The organism is Streptomyces sp. NPDC059255 (genome assembly GCF_042752355.1).
In the GTDB taxonomy this organism is placed as follows: Bacteria; Actinomycetota; Actinomycetes; order Streptomycetales; family Streptomycetaceae; genus Streptomyces.
This window is the reverse complement of record NZ_JBHYZP010000005.1, coordinates 53,437-69,502: the sequence shown is the minus strand read 5'-3', so window position 1 is coordinate 69,502 and position 16,066 is coordinate 53,437. Positions and strand designations below refer to the sequence as shown.

The 16,066-nt window shown below is 71.8% G+C and carries 14 protein-coding genes; 3 read left to right on the top strand and 11 right to left on the bottom strand.

Translation table 11 applies throughout. The features are described 5' to 3' along the window. Positions 1-44: 44 nt before the first annotated feature. The 4 genes from ACFXKG_RS09130 to ACFXKG_RS09115 form a co-directional block, all read right to left on the bottom strand. Positions 45-1,211: a hypothetical protein gene (locus ACFXKG_RS09130; protein ID WP_384834701.1), complete on the bottom strand. Its 1,167-nt coding sequence runs from the start codon at positions 1,209-1,211 to the stop codon at positions 45-47. A 366-nt stretch (positions 1,212-1,577) separates the two neighbouring features. Beyond that, positions 1,578-2,255 carry a DUF5063 domain-containing protein gene (locus ACFXKG_RS09125; protein WP_384834698.1) on the bottom strand — a complete coding sequence of 226 codons (678 nt, stop codon included), beginning with the start codon at positions 2,253-2,255 and terminating at the stop codon, positions 1,578-1,580. Continuing rightward, a complete protein-coding gene (gene recR, locus ACFXKG_RS09120) occupies positions 2,248-2,847 on the bottom strand; it encodes a recombination mediator RecR (RefSeq protein ID WP_384834696.1) in 600 nt (199 codons plus the stop codon). The genes ACFXKG_RS09125 and recR overlap by 8 nt, the downstream gene beginning before the upstream one ends. Before the next feature lie 64 nt (positions 2,848-2,911). Then, positions 2,912-3,247, bottom strand: a complete 336-nt coding sequence (locus tag ACFXKG_RS09115) for a YbaB/EbfC family nucleoid-associated protein (RefSeq protein ID WP_382894365.1) — start codon at positions 3,245-3,247, stop codon at positions 2,912-2,914. A gap of 360 nt (positions 3,248-3,607) precedes the next feature. Between ACFXKG_RS09115 and ACFXKG_RS09110 the strand changes: the two genes are divergently transcribed. Beyond that, the gene (locus ACFXKG_RS09110) at positions 3,608-4,399 is read left to right on the top strand and encodes an SLATT domain-containing protein (protein ID WP_384834693.1); all 792 of its coding nucleotides are present in this window, start codon (positions 3,608-3,610) and stop codon (positions 4,397-4,399) included. Between the two features lie 18 nt (positions 4,400-4,417). Here the strand turns inward: ACFXKG_RS09110 and ACFXKG_RS09105 are convergent, their stop codons facing one another. From ACFXKG_RS09105 to ACFXKG_RS09085, 5 genes are all read right to left on the bottom strand, one after another. Beyond that, entirely contained in the window at positions 4,418-4,828 is a 411-nt protein-coding gene (locus ACFXKG_RS09105; RefSeq protein WP_384834690.1) for a DUF488 domain-containing protein, read from the bottom strand. Positions 4,829-5,016: 188 nt separating this feature from the next. After that, on the bottom strand, positions 5,017-5,667 hold the full coding sequence (locus ACFXKG_RS09100; RefSeq protein WP_382894268.1) for a hypothetical protein: 651 nt from the start codon (positions 5,665-5,667) through the stop codon (positions 5,017-5,019). Positions 5,668-5,996: 329 nt separating this feature from the next. Continuing rightward, positions 5,997-8,924 carry a glycosyltransferase gene (locus ACFXKG_RS09095; RefSeq protein WP_384834688.1) on the bottom strand — a complete coding sequence of 976 codons (2,928 nt, stop codon included), beginning with the start codon at positions 8,922-8,924 and terminating at the stop codon, positions 5,997-5,999. Beyond that, complete coding sequence (locus tag ACFXKG_RS09090; protein WP_384834685.1) at positions 8,921-9,622, bottom strand: GntR family transcriptional regulator; 702 nt, start codon at positions 9,620-9,622, stop codon at positions 8,921-8,923. The genes ACFXKG_RS09095 and ACFXKG_RS09090 overlap by 4 nt, the downstream gene beginning before the upstream one ends. Before the next feature lie 166 nt (positions 9,623-9,788). Next, positions 9,789-11,180 carry an aspartate aminotransferase family protein gene (locus tag ACFXKG_RS09085; protein WP_384834682.1) on the bottom strand — a complete coding sequence of 464 codons (1,392 nt, stop codon included), beginning with the start codon at positions 11,178-11,180 and terminating at the stop codon, positions 9,789-9,791. 324 nt (positions 11,181-11,504) lie between these two features. Between ACFXKG_RS09085 and ACFXKG_RS09080 the strand changes: the two genes are divergently transcribed. Beyond that, positions 11,505-13,502, top strand: coding sequence for a protein kinase (locus ACFXKG_RS09080; protein ID WP_384834680.1), 1,998 nt, complete (start codon positions 11,505-11,507; stop codon positions 13,500-13,502). A 159-nt stretch (positions 13,503-13,661) separates the two neighbouring features. After that, on the top strand, positions 13,662-13,919 hold the full coding sequence (locus tag ACFXKG_RS09075; protein ID WP_384834677.1) for a hypothetical protein: 258 nt from the start codon (positions 13,662-13,664) through the stop codon (positions 13,917-13,919). 31 nt (positions 13,920-13,950) lie between these two features. On the opposite strand, the gene ACFXKG_RS09070 is transcribed toward ACFXKG_RS09075, so the two are convergent. Both ACFXKG_RS09070 and ACFXKG_RS09065 read right to left on the bottom strand, forming a co-directional pair. After that, the gene (locus ACFXKG_RS09070; protein WP_384834674.1) at positions 13,951-14,511 is read right to left on the bottom strand and encodes a LuxR C-terminal-related transcriptional regulator; all 561 of its coding nucleotides are present in this window, start codon (positions 14,509-14,511) and stop codon (positions 13,951-13,953) included. A 157-nt stretch (positions 14,512-14,668) separates the two neighbouring features. Then, positions 14,669-15,952, bottom strand: coding sequence for an adenylosuccinate synthase (locus ACFXKG_RS09065; protein ID WP_384834671.1), 1,284 nt, complete (start codon positions 15,950-15,952; stop codon positions 14,669-14,671). Positions 15,953-16,066 lie beyond the last annotated feature (114 nt).

The following is a 16,066-nucleotide window of genomic DNA, read 5'->3' as shown; positions in this document are numbered from 1 at the left end:
GCCTCCTTCCCTCCATGGTGCCCTGACCAGGGCCTCCCGCCGGCTCATTCGCCCGCCCGAGCCGACGTACCGCCGCCGCTGCCGAGCGCCGTGGCCTGGGCGCGTACGTATTCGCTGTGCACCGGCTCGGGAACCGGGCGGGCCTTCAGGCCGGCGGCGGCGCGCAGTTCGTCGGCGCGGCGGGCCACGTCGACCTGGGCGGGGACCGCGCGGAAGGTGTCCGGGATCGCGTCGATGACCAGGCCGGTCTCCTCGGCCGCGTCGTACGCCCTCATCTCCTCCTGGCAGTCGACGCAGACGCCCCGGATCATCAGCGTGGTCGTCTCGTCGTTCTCGCAGCTGATGCAGGCCATCAGCGCACGGGTGATGTGGGCCGGTGCGCCGGTGCTGCTCGGCTCAGGGGGCATTTTGCTCTCCAGTCGGGTACGGGCGATCGCGCCGGGGCTGTGCAGGGGATGCGGCAGCCCGGCAGTCAGGGATCGGGTGATGTGGTCCGGCGTGGCGCCGCGCGCCAGCCACTCGGCGGCCAGCGCTTCGAGCGCGGCGCACTCGGCGGCGGACAGGGTCATACGGGGTTCGGTACGGCCGAGGCGCGCGAGGGTCCGGTACGCGACGGAGGCGGGCGGGGACGCGGGCGCGGGCGCGACAACGGGAGCAGGCTCGGGAGAGGGCTCGGGCGCGGGGGCGGGTGCCGGGGGCGCCGGTTCCGGGTCGGATACCGGCTGCTCCGCCGCGCGGGAATCCTGGCGCGCTCCCGGCGCCGGATCCGCCCCCGCCACCTCCCGCAGCCGCCGCTCCAGCTCGGTCAGGTCGATCCCGTGAAGACCGGCGACGTACGCCTTCCACCACTCGTCGTCCCTGGCCGTGCGGGAGAAGTACGTGTGCGTCACCCAGCGGAAGCTGTTGTCCTCCAGCGCCAAGTGCTCCTTGACCCGGCGCAGATGACCCGCGTCCGAGAGGAAGCGCAGGGCCTTGCCGCACGCCTGCTGGCCGTAGTCCGCGACGTTCGCGGCGAGCGCCTTGTAGCCGATGGATGAACCGTCGGGCAGACGATCGATGTATGCGGCAATCGCCGCTTCCCTCGTGCGCAGATGTGCGAAGTCGGCTTCGCCGCGCGGGCGTTGGTCGGGCGCTGAACGCTTGCCGTAACCGGGGTTGGCCAAGGGGTGTGCGGGCGCGGGCAGGGCAGCACTAAAGTTGGCGTAAGCCACGATCGAACCTCGTATTCGACTCGCTGGTCAGGCTCCGGAATGGTGTTGGCGCACCGCCGGAGCCGTTTTACGTGGCGAACCTAAACGCTCGACACGCTCTGGCGCAACCCGAACACAGATAGTCATATTCGCTCGTCAGCGGAGGGTTGGGGAGGGAGGTCGGGTTTCCCTCAACCGCCCAATCCTTGGGAAAGGGCTCGAAGCCCGGGGCCCGGAACCCGGGGCTCAAGCCCCGGGACGACCTGCGGCGACGCCGGTACGGACCGGGTGAATCCACCGATGGGCACCGCCGGCACCGATACGCAGAACGCCCCCTCCGCGCGGAGGGGGCGTGTGCTGTGGAAGGGTCCGGCCGGGCGGTGCCCGTCAGCTGACCGTGCGTACCGTACGGAGGCCCAGGGGGCCCGCGATCTCCTCCGCCATGACGCGGCCCGCCTCCTCCGCGAGGACGTCTTCCGCCGCCTCGGTGAGGTCCTGGTCCGTGTCAAGGCCGTCCAGGGCCGGGAGGGGCTGGTCCAGGCGGACGTGGGCGACCAGGGACTGGAGGGCGCGGAGGGTGGCGGAGGCGGTGGAGCCCCAGTTGGAGAAGTACGAGAACTGCCACCACCACAGCGCCTCGGTCGTGCGGCCCGCGCGGTAGTGGGCCAGGCCGTGGCGGAGGTCCGTGACCACATCGGCGATGTCGTCGGAGATACGATGCGGCACCGGCGCCTTGCGCGGCTCGTACGGGTCGAAGACCTCGGAGTAGACGTCGATCGGCTCCAGGATCACCGCGAAACGCTCGCGCAGCTCGTCGACGTCCGGCTCGGGGCCCAGGTCCGGTTCGTACCGCTCGTCGGGGAGGATGTCCTCGTGCGCGCCCAGCCGGCCGCCGGCCAGCATGAGCTGCGAGAACTCCAGCAGCAGGAACGGGACGGCGCTGTCCGGCTCGTCGCCCTTCGCCACTTCCGTGACGGCGACGATGAAGCTCTCGATCTGGTCGGCGATCTGGACGGCGAAGTCGTCCGGATCCTGGTCGACGGCGTGCAGCGTTGCGTCAGACATCGAGAAGTCGTCTCCCCTCGAAGGCACGCCCGAGCGTGACCTCGTCGGCATATTCCAGGTCGCCCCCGACGGGGAGACCACTGGCCAGACGTGTGACCCTGAGGCCCATCGGCTTGATCATGCGGGCGAGGTACGTCGCCGTGGCCTCGCCTTCCAGATTGGGGTCGGTCGCGAGGATCAGCTCGGTGACCGTACCGTCGGCGAGGCGGGCCAGCAGTTCGCGGATCCGCAGGTCGTCGGGGCCGACGCCCTCGATGGGGCTGATCGCGCCGCCGAGCACGTGGTACTTCCCGCGGAACTCGCGGGTGCGCTCGACCGCGACGACGTCCTTCGGCTCCTCCACCACGCAGATCACCGTCACGTCCCTGCGGACGTCGCGGCAGATCCCGCAGTGCTCCTCCTGGGCGACGTTGCCGCACACCGCGCAGAAGCGCACCTTGTCCTTGACCTCCAGGAGCGCGTGCGCGAGGCGGCGGACGTCGGCCGGCTCGGCCTGGAGGACATGGAAGGCGATCCGCTGCGCGCTCTTGGGACCGACGCCGGGCAGCCTGCCCAGTTCGTCGATGAGGTCCTGAACCACGCCTTCGTACAACGGATTGCCTTTCCTGCCACGGCCGAGAAACGTGAGTACGTACGCTAGTTGGTACCGGCGAGTCTTAGAAGGGCAGACCCGGCATACCGCCGAGGCCCTGCGCCAGCGGGCCCAGCTTCTCCTGCTGGAGCTGCTGCGCGTTCTCGTTCGCCGCGTGGACGGCCGCGACGACGAGGTCCGCCAGCGTCTCGGTGTCCTCCGGGTCCACGGCCTTCGGGTCGATGACGAGGCCGCGCAGCTCACCGGAGCCGTTGACGGTCGCCTTCACCAGCCCGCCGCCCGCCTGGCCGTCGACCAGGGTCGCCGCCAGCTCCTCCTGCGCACGCGCGAGGTCCTGCTGCATCTTCTGGGCCTGCTGGAGCAGCTCCTGCATGTTGGGCTGACCACCACCGGGAATCACGGGCACTCCTGGCATTTCGACGACGATGTACCTGTAAGCCGAGCCTACGTGGTCCTCGCGCACCGCGCCCCACCCCACCGGGACCAACTCTTTCGGGTGAGTCCCTTACGGCTCCCCTACCTGATCACACCCCTGAGATGGGTGGAATCGCCGGGATTCCGGCCACGCGGCCCACCATTCGGCGGTAGGAATTGCGAGCACATCATCATGCGCGGATCGTCCCGTTCGCCTCGTACACATGCACGCACACCCGTACGTATGTACGCACGCGGGTGCGTCACCGCGGGTGATGCGCGTCACTCGGTGTCATCCAGTGCCCAGCAGACCGTAAAGCCCAGCAGACCGTAGAGGAGTGCCTCGGTGAGCCAGCCGGATATGCAGAGCGGAGGCCCCGCCCGGGAGGAGGACGCCTCCTCCGGCGCGGACGCGGCCCCCGGGGACGGCTTCGGCGACGGCGACACCGGGGGCGGCCCGCCGTACGGCGACCTGATCAGCGGGCCCTTCCCCCTCGGCGACTGGGGCGAGCCGGCCGAACGCCTCGACGAGCTGTACCGCTGGGTCGAGACGGGCGCGCTCCGCACGGTCGACTGGTATCTCGCCGACCGGGTGCGCAAACGCCGCTTCGCCCGCGTCCTGCGCGCCGCCACCGCGCTCGGGGTGACGGCGGGCGCGACGCTGCCGCTGATGGATCTGACGGGAGTGCTGCCGGGGGCGGCGGGATGGGGGTACATCTCGCTGCTGCTGGGCGCGGCGTGCGTGGGGTGCGACCGGTACTTCGGGCTGACGTCCGGGTGGATGCGGGCGGTGGCCACGGCGCAGGCGGTGCAGCGCCGGCTGCAGACGCTCCAGTTCGACTGGGCCTCGGAGTGCGTACGGGAGATGCTGGGCCCGACGGACGGCACGGCGAGCGAGGCGGCGGAACGGTGTCTCGGGGTGCTGCGGCGGTTCACGGAGGACGTGACGGAGCTGGTACGGGCGGAAACGGCCGACTGGATGGTCGAGTTCCGCTCGGGACCGGCGCCGCTGGTGATGCAGTCGATGCCGATGGGCGGGGTCCGCGGCGAGGGCCCGGTGCCGCACCTGGGCCGCTTCCCGCTGCCGCCGGGCGCCCGGCCGAACATGCCCAGGCAGCGGCCGCCCGAGACGCGGTAGGCGAGCGGCCGGCAGGACCTACGGAGCCGCCACCAGGCGGGCCAGCAGGTCCGCGTGCGTGCGGCCCAGGCGTTTCGCCGCCGTGAGCAGGGTGAGCGGGCGGTCGGAGCGGGCCAGCTCCCGGAGCCGCCGCAGGGCCGCCGAGGGCTCGGGTTCGGCCAGTTCGGCCTCGTAACGGGCGCAGAACTCGTCGTACCGCTCCTCCAGCCGCTCGTGGTACCAGGCGCGGAGCTCGGCCGAGGGGGTGGCCGACTTGGCCCATTCGTCGAGCCGTGCGTCCTCCTTGCTGAGGCCGCGCGGCCAGAGCCGGTCGACCAGCACCCGGGTGCCGTCCTCGGGGGCCCAGTCCTCGTACACCCGTTTGACCCTGACCGCCACTTCGGGCGCTGCGGGGGCCCCGGGCGACGCGTCTTTCCGCTTGTGCTCCATGCTCCGAGCATGCCCGGGGCCGGGGGCCCCGGCGACTTCTCGCGGCCGGCTGTCGAGAACTCGACAGAAGGGAGAATTCAGGGGCCGAATGGTTTCATCGGCCCCTGAACCCGTGGACCGGAGCGCCTGTCCGCCGAGGTACCGGTCAACTGAAGTACCGGTCAGCTGGAATGCCGCTGACGTACGGGTCAGCTGAAGATGATCATGGAGCCTTGGGCCAGGCTCCTGGTGGCCGCCGCGTGCAGCCCCAGCCACACATGGCGCTCCCGGGCGAACGGGCTGTCGTCGTAGGGGATCGAGGCCGCCGGTTCCTCCAGGGACGTGGGGCGGTCCGGCGGGGTCGGGGCCGACGGGGGGTTGGCCGGGTCGATGCCGATCGCCGGGGCGACGATCTCCAGTTCGCGCAGCAGCCCCTGCGACGAGCCCAACGGGCCGCCGCCCGCCAGGAGTTCCTCGTTCGAGAGGGGCGTGTCGAAGTCCACGGGGACGTACGCGCCCGCGTGGTCGTAATGCCAGACGAGATGCGACTGCTTCGCGGTCGACTCGAACATCTCCAGCAACTGCTCGTAGTCGCCGCCCAGTTCACCGACCGGCGTCACCGCGAGGCCGCAGAGCTGGAGCAGGTACGCGCGCCGCAGGAAGTGCAGCGCGTCGTAGTCGAAGCCGGCGACCGGGGCGACATCGCCCGCGAGGCCCGGCATGTAGGCGAAGACGGGAACGGACGGCAGCCCGGCTTCGCCGAGCGCCTTGTCGTACGCGGCGATCTCTTCGGCGAAGGGATTGTCGGGGCTGTGGCACAGCACATCGACGAGGGGGACCAACCACAGGTCACAGGCCAAGGGAGGCTCGCTCTCCAACGGGTTCGTACGCGTGCGCGCGATGGTCGGGACAGCGTAATGCGGCGGACACGTCGGGCGTAGGGGCCCGGCGGCCCCCATCGGCCCGGAGGCCCCTCCCGCGGCCCCGGGGCCCGTCGGCCCCGCATCATCGCGTCCCCATCATCCGGTATCGATCGCTACCCAGGAACCGGGGGCCCTCATGCTCCGGCCGACGGGGCATGGCTCCGGCCGACGGCCGTGATCCGGCCGACGGGCCTTCGGGCGGTCCGTCGGCCGGGCAACCGCGGTCCGTCGGCCTCCGGGTGGGAGGTCAGCTTCTGGGTGGAAGGTCAGCCTCTGGGCGGGAGGTCCCAGATCCAGACCCCGCCGATCCGCTTCCCCGGCCGCTCGAACAACTGCTCAAGCGTCTCGTAGAGCGCCGCGTCGTTGGGCTGCGGGGCGAGCACCACCACGCCCCCCTTCCAGAAGTCCAGGTCGAAGCGGGCCTGCGCGCGCCACTTGTCGTCGATCACCGCGGCCCGGCCGCTGTAACGCACCTCACGCAGCATGTCGGAGGTGTAGCGGGCGGGCGCCCCGTAGATGCCCATCCGGTTCTCGCCCCACGGCCCGTTGAAGTAGCCGCCCGGCACGGAGAAGCCGAGCCCGGTCGCGGAGAGCCAGTGCAGCGCCTCGGCGTTGCCCGGGTCCGGCAGCGGTACGGGGACCACGGACTCGCCCTCGGCCACGTACGGGCGGTACATCTTCTCCGTGAAGAACCGCGGTACGTCGGGCCGCTCCCGTACCGGCAGCGGCGTCGGCACGATCGGGATCAGCGCGGCGGCCACCACCGCGAGGCCGACGGCCCGCTGGACGCGCTCCTGCCGGGCGGCCCGCCCGTCCGGGGCGCCCGCCACCTCCCAGGCGGCTCGGGCGTCCCGCGCGTCCCGCGCGTCCGCCAGGTGCGTCACCGCGAGCGCCACCAGCGCGCCCAGCGCCGGCGCGCAGACCATCGCCACCCGTGACTCGATGACCGACTCGAAGAGCGGCTGGTCCCGCAGCAGCCACCACGGGCCCGGCACCACGATGTCGGTGTAGGGGACGGGGATCCTCGGGCCCAGCGACAGCAGCGCCGCCCCCACCGCCGTGACCGCCAGCGCCCTGACGACCGCGAGCCGCCACAGCCACACCACGATCCCCAGCGTGAGGGAGATCAGCGGCCAGCCGTAGAAGGCGTTCTGCTCGGTGCGGTTCATCGCCAGGGCGTCGGCCGTCGCCTCGTCGCCGAAGAGCGCCCGCCCGGAGAACTCCAGGAAGGCCAGCGGGCTGTTGCCGGCGTTGTCACCGTGCAGCACGCTGTGGTAGCTCTGCGGGCCGAGGAACTGCCAGTACAGCGGGAACGCCAGCAGCGGCAGACAGACCAGCAGCGCCACCCCGGTCCCGCGGAGCAGGGGGCCGAGCGCCGCCCGTGCGACATCGCGGCGCAGCACGGCGTACGAGAGCGCGAAGAGCAGCATGCCCATCACGGCGAGCAGCAGCGCCTCCTCGCCGAGGAAGATCTGGTACGTCGCGAACAGGCCCAGCAGGACACCGTCCCGTACGGTCCCGCGCCGTCCTGCCCCGGCGTCCGGCGCGGGTGCGGTTGCGGTTGCGGTTGCGGGTGCGCACAGCTTCAGCGCCCGGTCGATGATCACCGGGAGCATGAACAGGACGAGGAAGTTCGGATGCGCGTTGGCGTGCGAGATCATCGGCGGCGCGAAGGCCGCCAGCGCCGCGCCGAGCGCCGCCGCCCAGCGGTGCGCGGTCAGCCGGCGTACGAACAGCCAGTACCAGGCGCCCGCGGTGGCGGCCAGCCCGAGCGTCAGCACGAGCGCCCAGGTGACGGCGGGGCCGAGGGCGAGGGTGACGGGGGCGAGGGGGACCGAGAGCCCGAGCATGACGGTGTTCGCCATCAGGTTCACGCCGTCGGGGAAGTTCTGGACCGTCGTGAAGAGCGGATTGCGCAGATGCGTGACGTTGTCGGCGGTGACCGCGAAGAACCACTCCCACTGGTTCTGGTCCGAGCCCGCGTCGGCGAGGTAGGCGCGGTCGAGATCCGCCCACAGCCCCTTGTAGAGGAAGAAGGAGGCGAGGACGTAGAGTCCGGCGACCGCCAGGTCCGTACGGTGCCGGCGGGTCCAGTCGCGCACACGGTCCGCGGGGCCGCGTGCGCCCCGCAGCCGCGCCAGCTCCAGCAGCACCCGGCCGTAGTCCAGCGGCCGTACCTTCGAGCCCGGCTGGTGCGACCAGCGCACCGGCACCTCCGTCACCGGCCAGCCGGAACGGCGGAAGAAGCGCAGTATCTCGACGTCGATGCCCCAGCCGTCCAGCCGCGAATCGGCGAAGGCGGCCCGCGCCCGCTCGCCGTCGAAGAGCTTGAAGCCGCACTGGGTGTCGCTGATGCCGTCGACCGCGACGAGCCGTATCAGCCGGTTGCCGAGCCTCCCCAGCCACTCGCGCACCGCGAGCTGCCGTACCTCTATACGGGCGTCGGGATGGGCGCGCGAGCCGATCGCCGCGCCGCCGCCACCGTCCGCGGTGAGCTGCTTGTCGAGCCGGTCGAGTTCGTCGATCGGGGTGGCGAGGTCAGCGTCGGTCACGAGCACGCGACGGCCGTACGAGGCGAGCACGCCCTGCCGCAGGGCGTGGCCCTTGCCGTGGTTGCCGTCGCTCCTGACGACGTGGATGCGCGGCTCGTCGGCGGCGGCCTCGGCCGCGACCTCGGCCGTACGGTCCGTCGAGCCGTCGTCGACGACGATCAGCTCCCACTCGCCCCAGCGGCCGGGGTCCGCGCGCAGGTGCTCGCGGATGGCGTCGAGGGTGGGGCGCAGCCGGCGCTCCTCGTTGTACGCGGGTACGACGACGGTGAGGTCGACGAGACCGCCGGGGCTCGGGGCACCCGCACCGGCTTCGGCGGCGTCGGTGTCGGTGTCGGCGTCCGCCGGAGCGCCGTCGTCCGTACCGGTGTCGGCGTCCGTACCGGTGTCGGCATCCGTACCGGTGTCGGCATCCGTACCGGTGTCGGCATCCGTACCGGTGTCGGCGTCCGCAGGGGCAGCGGCACCTGTACCGGCGTCGGCACCGGCAGGCGCGTCGGAACCGGCGTCGGCACCCGCGGGCGCGTCGGAACCGGTAGGCGTGTCGGCGTCCTTGGGGGCGACCGCGCCCGTACCGGCATCGCGGTCCGCAGGGGCGGGGGCGCGCGAGTCCGTGTCGGCGTCCGGGATTTCCTTCTCCGTCATATCTGCGGGCGCTCCAGCCGGTCCGCCCACCTCAGTGAGTGGTCGTCGTAGTCACCGATGACGGTCCGCGCCGCCGTCGCGTCACCGAGGGTCAGGGCGTCGACCAGCGGTTCGTAGCCGTTCCAGAGCCAGGTGGCGCACGTGCCGCCCGCCCCGTTCTCGGACTCCGCCCGCAGGAACGGTACGGAGAACACCCAGGCCTGCACGCGCAGCCGGTGCAGGAACTCCGCGACGTAACGGTTGGCGACCAGGGCGCACAGCTCGCGCCAGAACCGCAGGTCGTAGCCGATGAGGATGTTCAGCTCCCCGGCCCTGGCGGCACGCGCGGCCTCCTCGGCCCGGCGGCGTACGGAGACGAGGACCGTGCCCTGCGCCCGCGCCGCCAGCTGCCCGCCGCCCAGTTCGCGGAAGACGGCGTCGACGACGAGCGCGCGCGCCTCGACCATGCCGCGGAAGTCCGCCACGGAGAACTGATGGACCCGGAAGCCCCGGTGCTGGTCGGAGTCGAGCAGGTCCTGCGCGGAGAGGTCGACCAGCGCCTCCCGCACGGGGGTCGCGGAGACCCCGTACTGCTCGGCGATCTGCTTGACGGTGAATTCCTGTCCCGGCAGTAAACGCCCCGCGAGCACCTCGTCACGCAGCGCGTCCGCGATCTGCTGCCGCAAGGTGCTGCGGGTCACAGCTCCGCTGGCGGGCATGGTTTTCCGTCCCCTCGTCCGGCTTCGGACACCTTAAGCCAGCGGGGTGGGGAAGATCGGGCCGACCGCGGACCGGGGCGGGCCGGGGCCGCCCGTCCGACCTGGTCGGAGGCCGGTCGGAGGCCGAATTCGGCCTCTGACCAGGCCCGTACTCCGTGCTATGGCGCTACACCGTGTACCCGTCCGCGACCGTCAGGGCCGCGTCCAGGATCGCGAGCCCCTCCTTCGCCTCCGCCTCGGAGACGTTGCAGGCCGGCACCGCGTGCGTGCGGTTCATGTTCACGAAGGGCCACAGCCCGCCCTTCTTGCAGGCGGCGGCGAAGGCGGCCATCGGCGCGTTCGCCTCGCCCGAGGCGTTGTACGGCACCAGCGGCTCGCGCGTCTCCCGGTTCCGTACGAGGTCGAGCGCCCAGAAGACGCCCGTGCCCCGCACCTCGCCCACCGACGGGTGCCGGTCCGCCAGCTCGCGCAGGCCGGGGCCGAGGACCGTCGCGCCGATGTGCGCCGCGTGCTCGACGACCTTCTCCTCCGCCATGACCTGGAGCGTCGCGACCGCGGCGGCGCAGGCCAGCGGGTGGCCCGAGTAGGTGAGTCCGCCGGGGTAGGGGCGGGTGGCGAAGGTCTCCGCGATCGCCGCGGAGATGGCGACACCGCCCAGCGGCACATACCCCGAGTTGACGCCCTTGGCGAAGGTCAGCAGATCGGGGACGACGTCGTAGTGCTCGGCGGCGAACCACTTGCCCGTACGGCCGAATCCGGCCATCACCTCGTCCAGCACGAACACGATGCCGTGCCGGTCGCAGAGTTCGCGTACGCCCGCGAGGTAGCCGGGCGGCGGGGTCATGATGCCGGCCGTGCCCGGGACGGTCTCCAGGATGATCGCGGCGATGGTCGCCGGGCCCTCGAAGGCGATGGTCGCCTCCAGGTGGGCCAGCGCGCGGGCGCACTCCTCGGCCTCGTCGGAGGAGTAGAAGGCGGAGCGGTAGAGGAACGGGCCGTGGAAGTGGACGACGCCGGAGGTCCCGGTGTCGGAGGCCCAGCGGCGCGGGTCGCCGGTCAGGTTGATCGCGGTGGAGGTGCCGCCGTGGTACGAGCGGTACGCGGAGAGCACCTTGGGGCGGCCGGTGTGGAGGCGGGCCATCCGGACTGCGTTCTCGACGGCCTCGGCGCCGCCGTTCGTGAAGAAGATCTTGTCGAGGTCGCCGGGTGTGCGCTCGGCGATGAGGCGCGCGGCCTCGGAGCGTACGTCCACGGCGAAGGCGGGCGCGAAGGTGGCGAGGCGGCCGGCCTGCTCCTGGATGGCGGCGACGACGGTGGGGTGCTGGTAGCCGATGTTGGTGAAGACGAGGCCGCTGGTGAAGTCGAGGTAGCGGTTGCCGTCGTAGTCCCAGAAGTAGGAACCCTCGGCACCGGCGACGGCGAGCGGGTCGATCAGTTCCTGCGCGGACCAGGAGTGGAACACGTGGGCGCGGTCGGCGGCCTTCACGGCGGCGCCGGCGCCCGGGTCCGCGTGCGGGAGGTGGCGCGGTGTGCTGTGCGGGGCGGCGTGTGCGGTCATGGGGACAGCGTAAGGAGGCGCGGGGAAGGACCGGTATGGCCAGGATGTATGGACTGGGCCACGCCGATCGGCACTGTGTCGGGTTCATCGATCTGGCGGATCCGTTCCACCACGGGGTCGTCATCGCGCCCCCACTGTCCCCTACACCCCCTTCGCCCGTACTGTCCCCTCCGTTCCCCTCCGTTCCCCTCCGTTCCCCTCCATCCCCTCCATCCCCTCCGTCGCCTCGGTGCGAGATGATCCGGGCGTCCCGTCGACAATGGTGTCGCCGGGTGTCAGCCGGGCAGGGGCACGGGTACGGGTTACGGGGAGGGCCGCGCGGCCATGGAAAGACTGGTAGCGGGAGATCCCGCGCACATCGGCGCCTACCGGCTGCTGGCCCGCCTCGGCGCGGGCGGGATGGGTCAGGTCTATCTGGCCCGCTCCGACCGGGGCCGTACGGTCGCGGTCAAGCTGATCCGGCGTGAGCTGGCCGAACAGGAGCAGTTCCGCGGCCGGTTCCGGCAGGAGGTGGCGGCGGCGCGGCGCGTCGGCGGGACGTGGACGGCGCCGGTGCTCGACGCCGACACGGAGGCGGACGTGCCGTGGCTGGCCACCGGCTATGTCGCGGGGCCCTCGCTCCAGACGGTGGTGTCGGGGCGGCACGGGCCGCTGCCGGAGCGTTCCGTCCGTATCCTCGCGTCCGGCCTCGCGCACGCGCTCCAGGACATCCACGCGGCGGGGCTGATCCACCGGGATCTCAAGCCGTCCAATGTGCTGGTGACGATCGAGGGTCCGCGCGTCATCGACTTCGGGATAGCCCGCGCGCTGGAGACGGCCGGGGACGAGGGGCTGACCCGTACGGGCTCGCTGGTGGGTTCGCCCGGCTTCATGGCGCCCGAGCAGGTCCGCGGGGACCGGGTGACGGCGGCGTGCGACGTCTTCTGCCTCGGCTCGATCCTGGCGTACGCGATGACGGGGCGGCTGCCGTTCGGCGGCGCGGACACCGGGATGCACGCCCTGATGTTCCGCATCGCGCAGGAGGAACCGGACCTGTCGGGGCTGCCCGAGGGCCTCTTGGAGCTGGTACGCGACTGCCTGCGCAAGAACCCGGCGGAGCGGCCGACCACGCGGGAGGTGCTGGCCCGGGTGGGCGGGACGGCGGACCCGGGGGCGGGCCCCGGCGGCGAGCCGTGGCTGCCGGGCGGGCTGCTGGCGCAACTGGGGCAGCACGCGGTGAGCCTGCTGGACCACGAGGACCCGACGGGAACGGTACGCCCGCCGGACGCGACCGGCGCGGGTGCGGGCGCGGTTTCGGCCTCGGGTGCGGGAGCCGACGCGGGTGCGCAGGCCGGCGCGGGTGCGGGAGCCCGCGCCGAGGCGGGCACCAGGGTGAAGGCAGGCGCCGGTGCCGAGCCGGGCGCAGGGCCGAAGACGGGCGCCGGTGCCGAGCCGGACGCAGGGCCGAAGACGGGCGCCGGCGCCGAATCCGCCCCCTCACCCACCGCCCCCTCACCCACCGCTCCACCTCCCCCGACCCCGACGTCACCGCGACCGCCGCTCTCACCGATGCAGGGGTTCGGCGCCCCCACGCCCGAGCCTCAGCCGTACGCCTCGTACGGTTACCCGCACCGGAACCCACCGGCCGGCTACGGCTATCCGCCGGCGGGACAACCCTTCGGCCCCACTCCCCCGTACGGTCCCGCCCCGGCGACGGTCCCCGCGCCGCAGCCGGCCGGGCGCAGCACCCGCGGCACGGTGGCCCTGATCGCCGTCGCGGTGGTCGTCGCGATCGGCGCGGGCGGTTCGGTGTACGCCGTCCTGGGCGGCGACGGCACGAGGAACGCCGGCACCGACGGGGACACCCGGACGACGGACACCGGGTCCGCCGACGCCCCGGCCCCCGAGGCGAGCTCCGACGCCTCCTCGGGCGCCTCCTCCGGCGCCGGAACCCCCACCCCGTCGGAGGCCTCCGGGGCCCCGGGGGCGATCCCGGCGAAGTTCCTCGGCACCTGGATCGGCGGGCTGGGCAGCAACTCGGGGTACAGCACCCGCACCCTGGTCATCCGCCAGGGCGGCCAGGGCGATGCCGTCCTGACCCTGACGGCGAACGGCCCGGCCAACGGGGGCGGCACGTACCACTGTGTCTTCGAAGCCCCCCTGGCCACCGAACCCCCGGAGGGCACCTCCCAGTTGCGGATCGGCCCGTCCCGGGTGACCACCGGCGAACCGATGTCCGCCTGCACCCCCGGACCCGCCACCGACCTGACGGTCCTCCCCGACGGCAAGCTCCGCCGCGTGACGGCGGACGGCGAGTCCCTGACGTACACGAGAACGGGCTGACCGAACGCCATGGGCGCCACGCTTCATGCGTGGCGCCTCAAGCGTGGCGCCCGTCTCAACCCTTCCGGCCGTGCGGTGGTCCTACCGGGTGTCGTGCGTGCGCGGAGGGCCGGCCTCCGTCGACCCGTACCGGCAGAACCGATGTGAAAGGGCGTGTCCATGAAGCTCGATCCCAGCCTCTGCCTGGACGTTCCGGAGGGTTTCGACGATTCGGACGCCGAGACCGGGGTGCATCCCATGGCCAGGAAGCTGTTCCCGGCCACAACCGCCGCGGAAGCCTTCAGGAAGGCCTACGAGTGGGTGGGGGAGCAGAAGGTCTTCCTGGTGGACGTGTCATGGGATTTCGCGCACGACGAGGCCGAGCCCTACACGCTGAGCATCTACTTCACGTTCGAGCTGGATCCCGAAGACGACTGACGAGGATGCTCTCGGCCGTACCGGCACCACCTCACGCCAGCCGCCGTAGATCCTCCAGATACCGCAGGACGGCCGCGACGCGGCGGTCCACCTGGTCCGTCGGAGACAGATCGAGCTTCGCGAAGATGCTGCGGATGTGTTTGTGGACGGCGCCGTCGGTGACGACGAGCTTCTCGGCGATGGCGGAGTTGCCCAACCCCTCGGCCATCAGGGCGAGTACGTCGCGTTCGCGGGGGCTGAGCCGTTTTAGGCGGGTGTCCTGGCGGGAGCGGGTGAAGAGCTGGGCGACGCCCTCCGGGTCGATGGCGGTGCCGCCACCGGCCACGCGCCGTAGCGCGTCCAGGAACTCCTCGACCCGGCCGATCCGTTCCTTGAGCAGATAGCCGAGGCCGTTCACCCCGCCGCCGAGCGACTCGGAGGCGAAACTCTGCTCGCCGTACGCGGACAGCACGAGCACGGCAAGATCGGGCCGTCGGCGCCGGGCCTCGACCGCGGCGACGATCCCCTCGTCGGTGTGGGTCGGCGGCATCCGTACGTCGAGGATGGCGACGTCCGGCTTGTGCACGTCGATGGCGACCAGCGCCTCGGACATCGGATGAGACGACGTTCGGCCGCGTCAGGAACAGGGTCCGGGGCGAGAACAGGGCCCGGGGCGAACGACACCGCCCCGGCGGCCGTTCAAGGGCGCCGGGGCGGTGCGTGCGTCGGGTCGGCCGCCGGGACGGCTGCCGGATCGGTTACAGGAACGGCTACAGGAACGAGTTGATCTCGATCGTCTCCGTGCGGCCCGGGCCGACGCCGATCGCCGAGATCGGCGCGCCCGACATCTCCTCCAGCGCCTTCACGTACGCCTGCGCGTTCTTCGGCAGGTCGGCGAACGTCTTCGCCTTCGTGATGTCCTCCGACCAGCCGGGCAGGTACTCGTACACCGGCTTCGCGTGGTGGAAGTCCGTCTGGCTGTACGGGAGTTCCTCGACGCGCTTGCCGTCGATCTCGTACGCCACGCACACCGGGATCCGCTCCCAGCCGGTCAGCACGTCCAGCTTGGTGAGGAAGAAGTCCGTCAGGCCGTTGACCCGTGTCGCGTAGCGCGCGATCACCGCGTCGAACCAGCCGCAGCGGCGGTCGCGGCCCGTGGTGACGCCTCGCTCGCCGCCGATGCGGCGCAGGGCCTCGCCGTCGTCGTCGAAGAGTTCCGTCGGGAACGGTCCGGCGCCGACGCGCGTCGTATAGGCCTTGAGGATGCCGATGACCCGGCTGATCTTCGTCGGCCCGACACCCGAGCCGGTGCAGGCGCCGCCCGCCGTCGGGTTGGACGAGGTGACGAAGGGATACGTGCCGTGGTCGACGTCGAGCAGGGTGCCCTGGCCGCCCTCGAAGAGGACGACCTTGCCCTCGTCGATCGCGTTGTTCAGGATCAGAGTCGTGTCGGCCACGTACGGCTTGAGCTGGTCCGCGAAGGTCAGCAGCTCCTCGACGATCTTGCCGGACTCTATGGCACGCCGGTTGAAGACCTTGGCGAGGAGCTGGTTCTTGGACTCCAGCGCCGCGTCGACCTTCTGCTCCAGGATCGACTCGTCGTAGAGGTCCTGGACGCGGATGCCGGTGCGGTTGATCTTGTCGGCGTAGGTCGGGCCGATGCCGCGCCCGGTCGTGCCGATCTTCCGCTTGCCGAGGAACCGTTCCGTCACCTTGTCGACCGTGACGTTGTACGGCGTGATCAGGTGTGCGTTGCCGCTGATCAGCAGCTTCGACGTGTCGACACCGCGCTCGCCAAGACCGTTCAGCTCGGAGAACAGGACAGCCGGGTCGACCACCACACCGTTACCGATCACCGGGGTGCACCCCGGGGAGAGGATTCCGGAAGGGAGGAGATGCAGTGCGTACTTCTGGTCGCCCACGACGACCGTGTGGCCGGCGTTGTTGCCGCCCTGATAGCGCACGACATAATCCACGGAACCACCGAGCAGGTCGGTGGCCTTTCCCTTGCCTTCGTCACCCCACTGAGCACCGAGCAGCACAAGTGCGGGCACAGGCGTACACCCCTTCCGGGCGGGGCATGTCCAAGGTCAGGGACGCACAAACGCCGTTGGTACGGCGTGAGTACGCCGTCACCATGCGTGATCCGTGCCTGCGACATCGCACAG